This is a genomic window from Glycomyces sp. NPDC021274, assembly GCF_040641195.1.
Classification (GTDB): domain Bacteria; phylum Actinomycetota; class Actinomycetes; order Mycobacteriales; family Micromonosporaceae; genus Glycomyces.
Window position 1 is genome coordinate 57,082 of record NZ_JBFADC010000016.1, and the last position, 10,666, is coordinate 67,747.

At 67.4% G+C, this 10,666-nt stretch carries 11 protein-coding genes and 1 tRNA gene; 4 read left to right on the plus strand and 8 right to left on the minus strand.

What is annotated here, in order from left to right:
• Positions 1-23: 23 nt before the first annotated feature.
• A complete protein-coding gene (locus tag AB0I03_RS24515; RefSeq protein ID WP_289959792.1) occupies positions 24-197 on the minus strand; it encodes a DUF397 domain-containing protein in 174 nt (57 codons plus the stop codon).
• Positions 198-320: 123 nt separating this feature from the next.
• Entirely contained in the window at positions 321-1,232 is a 912-nt protein-coding gene (locus tag AB0I03_RS24520) for a cation diffusion facilitator family transporter (protein WP_360416671.1), read from the minus strand.
• A gap of 279 nt (positions 1,233-1,511) precedes the next feature.
• On the opposite strand from AB0I03_RS24520, the gene AB0I03_RS24525 reads away from it, so the two are divergent.
• The gene (locus AB0I03_RS24525) at positions 1,512-1,985 is read left to right on the plus strand and encodes a hypothetical protein (protein WP_360416673.1); all 474 of its coding nucleotides are present in this window, start codon (positions 1,512-1,514) and stop codon (positions 1,983-1,985) included.
• A 67-nt stretch (positions 1,986-2,052) separates the two neighbouring features.
• Here the strand turns inward: AB0I03_RS24525 and AB0I03_RS24530 are convergent, their stop codons facing one another.
• The gene (locus tag AB0I03_RS24530; protein WP_360416675.1) at positions 2,053-2,436 is read right to left on the minus strand and encodes a phage holin family protein; all 384 of its coding nucleotides are present in this window, start codon (positions 2,434-2,436) and stop codon (positions 2,053-2,055) included.
• 217 nt (positions 2,437-2,653) lie between these two features.
• Between AB0I03_RS24530 and pstB the strand changes: the two genes are divergently transcribed.
• On the plus strand, positions 2,654-3,538 hold the full coding sequence (gene pstB / locus AB0I03_RS24535; protein ID WP_360416677.1) for a phosphate ABC transporter ATP-binding protein PstB: 885 nt from the start codon (positions 2,654-2,656) through the stop codon (positions 3,536-3,538).
• A gap of 237 nt (positions 3,539-3,775) precedes the next feature.
• Here pstB and pstA read toward each other — a convergent pair whose 3' ends face one another.
• From pstA to phoU, 4 genes are all read right to left on the minus strand, one after another.
• Positions 3,776-4,666 carry a phosphate ABC transporter permease PstA gene (gene pstA / locus AB0I03_RS24540; RefSeq protein WP_360416679.1) on the minus strand — a complete coding sequence of 297 codons (891 nt, stop codon included), beginning with the start codon at positions 4,664-4,666 and terminating at the stop codon, positions 3,776-3,778.
• Entirely contained in the window at positions 4,663-5,649 is a 987-nt protein-coding gene (gene pstC / locus AB0I03_RS24545; protein ID WP_360416681.1) for a phosphate ABC transporter permease subunit PstC, read from the minus strand. The genes pstA and pstC overlap by 4 nt, the downstream gene beginning before the upstream one ends.
• A gap of 82 nt (positions 5,650-5,731) precedes the next feature.
• Entirely contained in the window at positions 5,732-6,793 is a 1,062-nt protein-coding gene (pstS, locus tag AB0I03_RS24550; RefSeq protein WP_360416683.1) for a phosphate ABC transporter substrate-binding protein PstS, read from the minus strand.
• A gap of 211 nt (positions 6,794-7,004) precedes the next feature.
• A complete protein-coding gene (gene phoU / locus AB0I03_RS24555; RefSeq protein WP_360416685.1) occupies positions 7,005-7,652 on the minus strand; it encodes a phosphate signaling complex protein PhoU in 648 nt (215 codons plus the stop codon).
• A gap of 159 nt (positions 7,653-7,811) precedes the next feature.
• Between phoU and AB0I03_RS24560 the strand changes: the two genes are divergently transcribed.
• Positions 7,812-8,546 carry a hypothetical protein gene (locus AB0I03_RS24560; RefSeq protein ID WP_360416687.1) on the plus strand — a complete coding sequence of 245 codons (735 nt, stop codon included), beginning with the start codon at positions 7,812-7,814 and terminating at the stop codon, positions 8,544-8,546.
• A 93-nt stretch (positions 8,547-8,639) separates the two neighbouring features.
• Here AB0I03_RS24560 and AB0I03_RS24565 read toward each other — a convergent pair.
• A tRNA-Lys gene (locus tag AB0I03_RS24565) sits at positions 8,640-8,715 on the minus strand.
• A gap of 115 nt (positions 8,716-8,830) precedes the next feature.
• On the opposite strand from AB0I03_RS24565, the gene obgE reads away from it, so the two are divergent.
• Entirely contained in the window at positions 8,831-10,294 is a 1,464-nt protein-coding gene (gene obgE, locus AB0I03_RS24570; RefSeq protein WP_360416689.1) for a GTPase ObgE, read from the plus strand.
• Positions 10,295-10,666 lie beyond the last annotated feature (372 nt).

Sequence of the window (10,666 nt, forward strand, 5' to 3'; positions counted from 1 at the left end):
CCCCCTTACCCGTCCTTACTCAACTACCTGCCGGATGTCCGCAGCAGCGAACGCCAGTCGGCTCGGCTGGCGCGCAGGATCGGGCTCACCGTCAGCTTGGTGTCCCTGATCTCCACGGCCGCTTCCGCGAGCCTGGCTTCGACACAGGCCCCGTTGGGGCCTGACCTGCTGCTCTTCCTCCATGCGTGGGTCAACATGGATCTCCTCCTTCCAAGGAGCATTCGAGTCCCCAGGACGGTGTCGAGCTTAACCATTGCGTGGCAAGGCGAACGTCGACTATCCGTCAATATCAGGTACCGGACAGAAGCCACTGCCGCGCTTCACCAATGCGGTGTGCCGCAGGACGCCTCCGCGCTGCCGGGCTCGATCTGGACCGTCGCGTGCGCGATGTCGAATTGTTCTGCCAGCGTCCGCTGCGCGTCGCCCAGGACGCCCGCGGGATCGGCGCCCGAATCGACGGCGAGATGGACGGTCGCGACCTCCATACCCGACGTCAAAGTCCACAGATGGAGATCGTGCACTTCTTTCACCCCATCGAGTGCGGCGAGCGCGTGTTCGACCCCTTTCGGGTCGACGCCGACGGGGGCGTGCTGGAGGAGGATGCGGAGCGCGTCGCGCCCCAGCCGGTACGCGCGCGGCAGGATGAACAGGCCCACGCCGACCGCGATGAGGCTGTCGACCGCGTACCAGCCGGTGAACGCGATGACCGTGGCGGCGGCGATGACGCCGAGCGAGGCGATCGCGTCGCCGAGGACCTCGGTGTAGGCGCCGCGCACGTTGAGCGACTCGGCGGCGGCCGAACGCAGCAGGAGCAGGGAGGCGACGTTCGCGGCGAGGCCGAAGAGGGCGACGGCGAGCATCGGGCCGGACTGCACCTCGGGCTGCTCGCCGAGGCGGCGCACGGCCTGCACGATGACGAATCCGGCGACGGCGAACAGCAGCAGCGTGTTCGCCAGGGCGGCGAGGACTTCGAGCCGGTACATCCCGTAGGTGCGGCGCGGCCGCCCTCCCGCGCGGCGCACGGCGATGATCGCGGCCAGCGCCATGGCGATGCCCAGGGCGTCACCGGCGACGTGCCCGGCGTCCGAGAGCAGGGCGAGGGAGTGGGTGTACCAGGAGGCGACCGCCTCGACGGCCATCACCGCGAGGGCGAGGCCGAGTGCGAGCCAGAGCCGGCCGCTGTGGCGTGCGCCGAGTGAAGCGGCTCCTGGGTGCGCGTGGTCGTGGCCCATGGAGGGCGGCCTCCTTCGTCTCGGTGCCTCGGCGGTGGGGTCCCCTCCGCCTTCCGATGCTAACATGCGCACTATTGCATATATGGCGACGGGGTCGATTCGACTCCTTCGCCAGCGGGTACCTTCAACCGGAAATCCGCTTACGCGGTGTGCCCGATCCGCGGCTTTTCTGTGCGGCCCACATGAAAACGCCCGAACCAGGGGGACTTTCACAAATGCGGGGCGGCAATGGAATAATATTCGTACCAACATCATCAGCACTGGTCACGGGGGGTGACGATGAAAGACGCCATTGAAACCTCTACGTTCGCGTTCTTCGCAATCGCCGCGATCGTCCTCATCTTCGCAGCCGTCCTCGGCCTGCGATCGGTCATCGACACCAGGCGCCGCCGAAAAATCAGGGCCAGGACCGACGCCGAAGCCTGGACCGAGCTCCTCGGCAACCAGCTGAAGATCGCCCCGGTCTCCGTCGGCGACACCGAAGCCGCCGCGGCCCTCGACCGCGCCAGGAAACTCCACTACAAAGCGGTCGAGCGACTCAAGACCGCCAAGAAGGTCAAGCAGTTCGCGCGCATCCGCACCTACGCGCTCGCCGGCCTGCACAACCTCAACATCATGCGCCGCCGCCTCGGCAAAGCCCCCGGACCGCAGGGCCCCATGCCCTTCAACGCCGCGGGCTCCACCAAAGCGGCCAAGCGCGACGACAACATCAGCGACGTCCCCACAGGACCGTCCACAGGACTGCCCTTCTAGCGGGCGCCGACCTGCAAGGACACGAGAACGGGAGCGGCCTCAGGCCGCCCCCGTTGCTTCATGCCCGCTACTGCTCGACCGGCTTGCGCGGCGCCAGGAGGTCCATCACCCACATCGTCACCGACACGATGATCGCGCCCCAGAACGCCGGCCAGAAACCGTCCACGTAGAACCCCAGCGAGAGCTTCTCGGAGACCCAGCCGGTCAGCCAGAACATCAACGCGTTCACCACGAGGCCGAACAGGCCCAGTGTCAACACGTACAGCGCGCACCCGATCGCCATGATCAGCGGCTTCACGAACGTGTTCACCAACGTGAACACCACCGCCACCAGCACCAGCGAGAAGAACCGCTCCAGCACCGAGTCGCCGTACAGGTGGATGCCGTCCACGATCGCCGTGGCCAGCCACAGCGCCAGCGCCGTCAGGACCAAGCGCACCAGGAATCTCATCCGGCCAGTATCGCCGCCCGCGACCCCGCACGTCCAGTTTCCGCCGAGAAGGGAGGAAGCAGCGACGAGCGGAAACCAACCGGCACGGGCGAGACCGATACGGGCCCGCGGATTCACCCCGGGTTCACCCGGGATCGAACCCGAGGCCACCCGCCGGGCCTACAGTCGCGGCAGCCCCGCTTAGCTTCCACACCTGCCCGGCGCAGAAGGAGAAACCATGAGCGACCCGTCGTACTCGGCGCTCGGACGCACCGTCGACCCCCGCCGCATCGGCGCGAACACCGAACCGGGCGTGCCGCATGCGCCCATCGGCCAGGGCGCCCCCACCGTCTTCGACATCCGCAACGTCAACGTCTTCTACGGCGCCTACAACGCCGTCAAGGACGTCAACTTCACCGTCGCCAAGAACGAGATCACCGCGCTCATCGGCCCCTCGGGCTGTGGCAAGTCGACCCTCCTGCGCTCCCTCAACCGCATGAACGACCTCATCCCCGGCGCCCGCGTCGAAGGCACGGTCGCCTACCACGGCAAGGACGTGTACGGCGCCGGCGTCGACCCCGTCGAGGTCCGCCGCCGCATCGGCATGGTCTTCCAGAAGGCCAACCCCTTCCCCAAGTCCATCTTCGACAACGTCGCCTACGGCCCCAAGATCCACGGCGTCCCCCGCGCCGACCGCGAGGGCATCGTCGAAGAGTCCCTCAAGAAGGCCGCCCTCTGGGACGAGGTCAAGGACAAGCTCAAGCAGAGCGCCCTCGTCCTCTCCGGCGGCCAGCAGCAGCGCCTGTGCATCGCCCGCACCATCGCGCTGGCGCCCGAGGTCGTCCTCATGGACGAGCCGTGCTCGGCCCTCGACCCGATCGCCACGGCCCGCATCGAGGAGCTCATGGTCGACCTGGCCAAGCAGTTCACGATCGTGATCGTCACCCACAACATGCAGCAGGCCGCGCGCGTCTCCGACAAGACCGCGTTCTTCTCCACCGAGGTGAACGAGCTGAGCGACACCCGCACCGGCGTCCTCGTCGAGTTCGACGACACCCAGCGCATCTTCACCACCCCCTCCGACGAGCGCACAGAGAACTACGTCACCGGCCGCTTCGGCTAAGGGCTTACGCGCCGTCGTGGTGCAGCAGGGCCCGCCGAGAGAAAATCTGAGCGGCGGATCCCTCGTCGCAAGTACCGCTCCGCTGCGCTCCGCATTCGTACTAGCTCCTCACGATCCTTGTCAGATTTCCACTCAACGGGCCCATGTGGCCCGGGCCCGTCCCAGGTGGGACGGGCTTTTTCGTGCAAAGCGGCCCCCGCACCAAACGGTGCGGGGGCCGAGAGACCAGCTTTCGGATCAGCGCTTGTCGATCGCGAACCGCGACGCGATGATCCGCGACACGATCGTGAACAGGAAGACGATCACGATCAACGTCAACGCCGCACCCCAGGCACGGTCCTGGGAGGCCGCGAACGGCTGCGTGGCGTTGCGGTAGATCTGCGCCGCCAGCGTCGTGTTCTCGCCGTAGAACAGGTCCGGCTTGTAGATGTACGTCAGACCCACCGTCACGATGATCGGCGCGGTCTCGCCCGCCGCACGCGCGACCGCCAGCAGCGCCCCCGAGGTGATCCCCGAAGAAGCCGACGGCAGCACCACGCTCATCGTCGTGCGCCACTTCCGCGCGCCTAGACCGGCCGAGGCCTGCCGCAGCTCCTCCGGAACCAGCCGCAGCATCTCCTCGGCGGAGCGGATCACGATCGGCAGCATCAGGCACGCCAGCGCCAAAGCGCCGCCGAAGCCGATCTTCTCGCCGATGACGATCACGTACGCCACGTAGATGAACAGGCCCATGACGATCGACGGCACGCCGGTCATCACGTCGGCCATCGTGCGGATGAACCGCGCCAGCGGCTTGTTCTGGCCGTACTCGTTCAAGTAGACCGCGCCGAGCACGCCGATCGGGATCGCGATCAGCGCGGCCATGCCGGTGATCGCGAGCGTGCCCACGATCGCCGGGCCCATGCCCGGACCGGCGGTGCGGTAGTTGCGCGGGATCTCCTCAGTGAAGAATTCGAGGCTGATCGCCGAGCCGCCGCGCCGCACGACCTCCCAGGCGACCAGCACCAGCGGCAGGGCCGCGATGAGGACGCACAGGCCGATCATGATCGTCGCCGTGCGGTTGGCGAAGGCCCGCCGCTTCGACAGGTTGCGCCCGGTCAGGTCCGGGGCGGTGTTGAGGCTCGTCATGAGTGGGCCCCCTTCATCTTGATCTCGGCGCGGCGGACGACCACGCGGGCAAGGAAGTTGATGAGCACGGTGATGGCGAACAGCTCCACGCCGATCGCGATGAGCGCGTCCTGGTGCAGACCGCTCGACTCGCCCCACTGCTGCGCGATGATCGCCGCCATCGTGTTGCCGGGCTCGAACAGGTTGGCGGACATCGTCGTCGCCCCGCCGATGACCAGCGCCACCGCGATGGTCTCGCCCATCGCCCGGCCCAGACCCAGCATCGAGGCGCCCACCAGGCCACCGAACGAGTGGGGGAGGATCGCGCCCTTGACCATCTCCCAGCGCGTCGCACCCAGCGCGTACGCGGCCTGCTTGTCGGTCTCGGGCACCGTCGCGAACACCTCGCGGGCGATCGAGGTGATGATCGGGATCGCCATGATCGCCAGCACCAGGCTCGCGGTGAAGTAGTTGCGGCCCGTGTTCGTGTCGTTGAAGACCGCGTTCAGGCCGGGCACCGGCGCCACCAGATCGGCGAACCCCTGGTAGGCCGGGGTGATCGCCGGGACCACCACCAGGACCGCGACCAGGCCGAACACCACGGAAGGCACGGTGGCGAGCAGGTCGATCACGGTCACGATGTACTTGCGGCTGCGGCGGTGCGCCACCTCGGTGATGAACAGCGCGATGCCGATCGACACCGGCACCGCGATGATCATCGCGATGATCGAGGTGACGAGCGTCCCGTACAGCATCGGGAACGTGCCGAACACGTCGTCGTTGGGCGCCCAGCGGGTGCCCGTCACGAAGCCGATCAGGCCCTCGTCCTGGAACGCGGGCGACGCGCGCAGCGAGGTCGTGATCAGGATCAGGCCGAGCACGGCGAGGACGGTCAGCCCGGCCGCGGTCACCAGGGCCCGGAAGCCCCAGTCGGCCCTGCGGGAGCGGGCCTCGCCGCCGAGGTCGACCTCGGCGGGGGCTTCGGGGGTTGCCGTTGCGGTCAAGGTTCTCTCTCCGGTTTCGTCAGCGGAACGGCCGAAAACCCCAGCGGCGCGCTGGCCGTTGGGGTGATCGGATCCGGGGTTCCTAGTCGGCAATCGTCGAGTTCAGCGCTTCGAGGGCCTGCTCCTGCAGGCTCGTGGGCAGCGCCGCGAAGTTGTTCTCGGCGGCCAGGGCCTGGCCGTCGGTCAGGAGGTAGTTGACGAACTCCTTGACACCGGCGGCGACCTCAGGGTCCTCGTACTCGGTGCGGATCAGGATGTACGTCGGCGCGGTGATCGGGTAGGACTCGGCGCCGGCCGCGTTCAGCGGGTTGTAGGAGAGGTCGGCTTCGACCTGGGCTCCGGCGAGCGCGGCGGTCGCGCCTTCGAGGGTCGGGGCGACGAAGGCGCCGTCGGCGTTCTCGATGGACGCGGTGACGAGGTTGCTCTCGGTGGCGTCGGCGAGGTCGACGTAGCCGATCGCGCCTTCGGTGTCCTGGATGATCTGCGCGACACCGGTGTTCTTCTCACCGGCGATGGCGTTGCCCGGCCACTCGATGGTGTCGCCCGAACCGAGGGTCCAGACCTCGGGAGCAGCGGCTTCCAGGAACTTCGAGAAGTTCGTGGTGGTGCCCGAACCGTCCGAGCGGACCGCGAGCGAGATCGCGGTGGCCGGCAGGGTCGCGTCGGGGTTCGCCGCGGCGATGGTCGCGTCGTTCCAGGTGGTGATGGTGCCCGCGAAGATCCCGGCCAGGACGTCCTGGGGGAGCTGCAGCGCGTCGACGCCGGGCAGGTTGTAGGAGACCGTGATCGGCGCGGCCACGGTCGGGATGTACTGGAAGCTCCCGGCCTCGACGCCGTCGTCGTCGCCGACCAGCGAGTCGGTGCCGGCGAAGTCGTTCAGGCCTTCGCCGAACTCGGACTTGCCGGTGCCGGAGCCGGTCGAGTTGTAGGTCACCGAGAGGTCGGGGTTGACCTCGGCGTAGGCCTCGATGGCCGCCGCGTAGTAGGCGTCGGGGAAGCTGGCGCCGGAGGCGTTGATCTCGCCCGAAGCCAGGTCGCCGGACCCGCCCTCTTCGTCGTTGCCACCGCCGCCGCAGGCCGCGAGGCCAAGCGCGAGGGTGCCGGCGGTGATGCCGCCGAAGATGGCTCTGCGGTTCAGTTTCATGCTGGTCTCTACTCCGTCTCCCAGCGCTCGGCCGGGCTACTGCTTCACTGTCCGCAACCATCAAAGCCAGACCCGGTGTTCACCCGCTGACTTGGAGTTGAACTCAAGGTGAACGACTGAGCGCGATTCGCAACAGTGGAGTAGGACTCGCCCGTGACACGTCCCTGACCAGGCGGTTTTACCGGGTATCGCCCCGGTTGTGATCGGACCGTTATGAACGGTCCAGGTGAACATCCCCTGTCACGAGGTACACCACCTGATGCGAGATGCGCACCGCATGGTCGCCGAACCGCTCGAAGAACCGCGCCAGAAGCGCCACGTCCACCGCCGTCTGCGGCCCGTACCCCAGGCTCGGCAACTGGTCGTGGATGCGCTGCTGGATCGCGTCGAGCTCGTCGTCGTCGAGCCCCATCTGCGAGGCCTGCAGGTGGTCGCGCTCCTCGAGCACCGTCACCAGCTTCTGCGAGAGGTGCACCGCCGCCGAGCCCATCGCCGCGAAGTCCGCCCGCAGCGAATCGGGGATCACCGGCACCGGCGCGCGCAGCAGTACCGACTTCGCCACGTGCTTGGCCAGGTCGCCCATCCGCTCCAGGTCCACCGAGATCCGCACGGCCCCCAGCACGAACCGCAGGTCCGTCGCCACCGGGTCGTACTGCGTCATCAGCTCCACGATCCGGTCGTCGACCTGGAACTGCAGAGCGTTGACCTGATCATCCGCGGCCACCACGGCCTCGGCCGCGGCGACGTCGGTCTCGAGCAGTGCCGCGCCGGCCTTCTCGACCGCGTCGGCGACCCTGCGGGCCATCTCGACCAGAAGCTCGTTGAGCTCGTTGAGATGTACGTGGAAGACATTCGCCATAATGGACCAATCGAGGTTGCAAGGGTCGGATATGCGCCCAGTCTAGGCAGCGGAGCCCGGCCGCAGGCCGCCCCCGCTGGCAAACTCCGGGCGAACAGGCTTGGACGAGCGGCGTTAGAGTGAGGTCGACGCACGAACGATCCCTATGGAGCCGACCAGATGACCTACCCCTCGCAGCCGGGCTATCCGACGCCGCAGTACGGCGGCCAGTCCCCCCAGCCGCAACAGCAGAACAACCTGTGGCTGATCGGCGGGGCGGTACTGACGGTCCTCATCATCATCATGACCGTGATCCTGCTCGTGGTGCAGCGCACGCAGAGTTCGGGCGACAACGAGGGCAGTGGCGGCAACGGCACCGACTCGAGCGAAGGCACCGACGGCGGCGGCGACGACGGCGGTGACGATGGGGGCGGCGACGCCGCGGCCACCGAGCTGACGTCGGACGCATGCGACGCCTTCGACTTCACGAAGTTCGAGGAGACGTACGGACCGGTCGACCCTGACCAGTCCTCCCGGTCCGAGAGCAACTACGGGGGCATGCCCTCGGTGGACTGCTCGTTCTACAACGCGGAGGTGACCGGGGTCAACCTGAGCATCACCGATTACGAGAACGCATCGGACGTCATCGACATGGTGGAGTACGACGCCGAGTACTACACCACGGAGAGCGGTTACGAGCTCGTCGAGTACACCGAAATGGGCGATGCCGGCTCGTACTACACGATGGCGGGCGAGGGCTACAAGCAGCTCAACCTCCACATCGCCTTCGGCAGCCTCGACGTCAGCATCTACACGTCCCTGTGGGAGAGCGAGAACATCGACGAGGCCGCGGCCAAGGCCACCCTGGAGGACATCGTCGCCCAGTGCAGCGAGCTGTTCGCCGACTACACGTAAGCAGCAGGGCCCGGCGGCCGAACGGCCGCCGGGCCCTGTTTCGCGTACTATCCGGGGAACCAAAAAGAGGCCCTGTGACCAGGACCTCTTGTGTGGTGCGCCGCCAGGGACTCGAACCCCGAACCCGCTGATTAAGAGTCAGCTGCTCTGCCAGTTGAGCTAGCGGCGCATGATGTTTGAGCTTTTACCGCACTTTCGCGCCGGTGTGTCTCGCACGAGGAGAAACTTTAGCATGTGCTGCAGGCTCCGTCTCCCGGGGTCCCCGAGGTGGCTACGCTTGGACGGTGACAAGTTTTGTAGACCGCGTGAATCTCCAGGTCGTTGCCGGTAAGGGTGGCAACGGCTGTGTGTCGGTCCACCGTGAGAAGTTCAAGCCGCTCGGCGGACCCGACGGCGGCAACGGCGGCCACGGGGGTGATGTGGTGTTCGCCGTGGACCCGAACGTGCACACCCTCCTCGACTTCCACTTCCAGACCCGCCTCCAGGGCGGCAACGGCAAGCAGGGCGCCGGGTCCAACCGAGACGGCGCCAACGGCGAGTCCATCCGGGTGTCCGTGCCCAACGGCACCGTCATCTACTCCGAGGGCGAGATCCTCGCCGACCTCACCGGGGTCGGCGCCGAGGTGACCGTGGCCCGCGGCGGCCGCGGCGGCCGCGGCAACCGCGCCCTCGTCAGCTCCAAGCGCAAGGTCCCCGGCTTCGCCGAACTCGGCGAGCCCGGCGACGAGCTCTCGGTCGTCCTCGAACTCAAGAGCGTGGCCGATGTCGGCCTCGTCGGCTTCCCCTCCGCGGGCAAGTCCTCGCTCATCGCCGCGATGTCGGCCGCCCGGCCGAAGATCGCCGACTACCCCTTCACGACGCTGACCCCGAACCTCGGCGTCGTGTCGGCGGGGGAGACCACCTACACGATCGCGGATGTCCCGGGCCTCATCCCGGGCGCCGCGGCCGGCAAGGGGCTGGGCCTCCAGTTCCTGCGGCACATCGAGCGCTGCGCGGTGCTCGCGCACGTCGTCGACTGCGCCAGCCTCGAGTCCGACCGCGACCCGGTCTCCGACATCGACGCCCTGGAGCACGAGCTCGCCGAGTACGGCGGCCTCGCCGACCGGCCGCGCATCATCGTCCTCAACAAGATCGACATCCCGGACGGGCGCGAACTCGCCGACTACGTGCGCGGCGATCTCGAGAAGTACGGGTGGCCCGTCTACGCCGTCAGCGCCGTCAGCCGCGAAGGGCTGAAGGAGCTTAACTTCGCCTTCGCCAAGGAAGTCGTCGAGTACCGCGAAGCGCAGCCGGCGATCGAGTCGGCCCGCACCGTGATCCGACCGGCCGCCGTCGACGACTCCGGCTTCAAGGTGAAGCGGGTGAAGCCGGCCTTCGAGGGCGACGTCGAGTTCGTCGTCACCGGCAGCAAGCCGGAACGCTGGATCGGCCAGACCAACTTCGAGAACGAGGAGGCGGTGGGCTATCTCGCCGACCGGCTCGCGGCCATCGGCGTCGAAGACGCGCTCGTCAAGGAAGGCGCTGTGCCCGGCTCGTTCGTCCGCATCGCCGACCACGAATTCGAGTGGCAGCCGACCGACCCGAACATCGTCGCGACCGTCGCGCCCCGCGGTACCGACGCCCGCTTCGAGATCAGCGACCGCAAGGGCGCCGACGAACGTCTCGCCGAGCGCAGGGAACGCCGCGCCGAGGTGCTCGAAAGGGTCGCGAAAGAAGAGGAAGCCAGGGGCAAACGCCGCAAGCGTTAACCCTGATTGCGGATTGACCTGCGGAAACGTGCGGTTCGCAAGGGTGTGGCGCCGAGCACGCACCCCCCTTGCGAACCCCGCTTCCCGGTACCGTAAATTTGTCTTTGCCCGAGGGGGAAACGGACAGGAAAGCCGAAAGGCCCTGGCCCAGAACCAAAAGGGTAAAACTCCGAACGAATCGATCGGGGGGCCAAAACGGCCCGAAAACCGGTCTGGTAAGTTACTGGAGCCGCTCCGGTCGGAGAGGAACTTCCAAGAAGTTTCAGATCTGATCAGTGCGTGTTGTTTGAGAACTCAACAGGGTGTTTGGATGGTCAGCGTGCGGGCTGACTGGATTGGTTCGGCACAAGGTGTCGGCTGGTTTGGTTGGTA

Coding starts and splice junctions, on each gene's coding strand:
- AB0I03_RS24515 (WP_289959792.1), bottom strand. CDS start 197: ATGTTGACCCACGCATGGAGGAAGAGCAGCAGGTCAGGCCCCAACGGG.
- AB0I03_RS24520 (WP_360416671.1), bottom strand. CDS start 1,232: ATGGGCCACGACCACGCGCACCCAGGAGCCGCTTCACTCGGCGCACGC.
- AB0I03_RS24525 (WP_360416673.1), top strand. CDS start 1,512: ATGAAAGACGCCATTGAAACCTCTACGTTCGCGTTCTTCGCAATCGCC.
- AB0I03_RS24530 (WP_360416675.1), bottom strand. CDS start 2,436: ATGAGATTCCTGGTGCGCTTGGTCCTGACGGCGCTGGCGCTGTGGCTG.
- pstB (WP_360416677.1), top strand. CDS start 2,654: ATGAGCGACCCGTCGTACTCGGCGCTCGGACGCACCGTCGACCCCCGC.
- pstA (WP_360416679.1), bottom strand. CDS start 4,666: ATGACGAGCCTCAACACCGCCCCGGACCTGACCGGGCGCAACCTGTCG.
- pstS (WP_360416683.1), bottom strand. CDS start 6,793: ATGAAACTGAACCGCAGAGCCATCTTCGGCGGCATCACCGCCGGCACC.
- phoU (WP_360416685.1), bottom strand. CDS start 7,652: ATGGCGAATGTCTTCCACGTACATCTCAACGAGCTCAACGAGCTTCTG.
- AB0I03_RS24560 (WP_360416687.1), top strand. CDS start 7,812: ATGACCTACCCCTCGCAGCCGGGCTATCCGACGCCGCAGTACGGCGGC.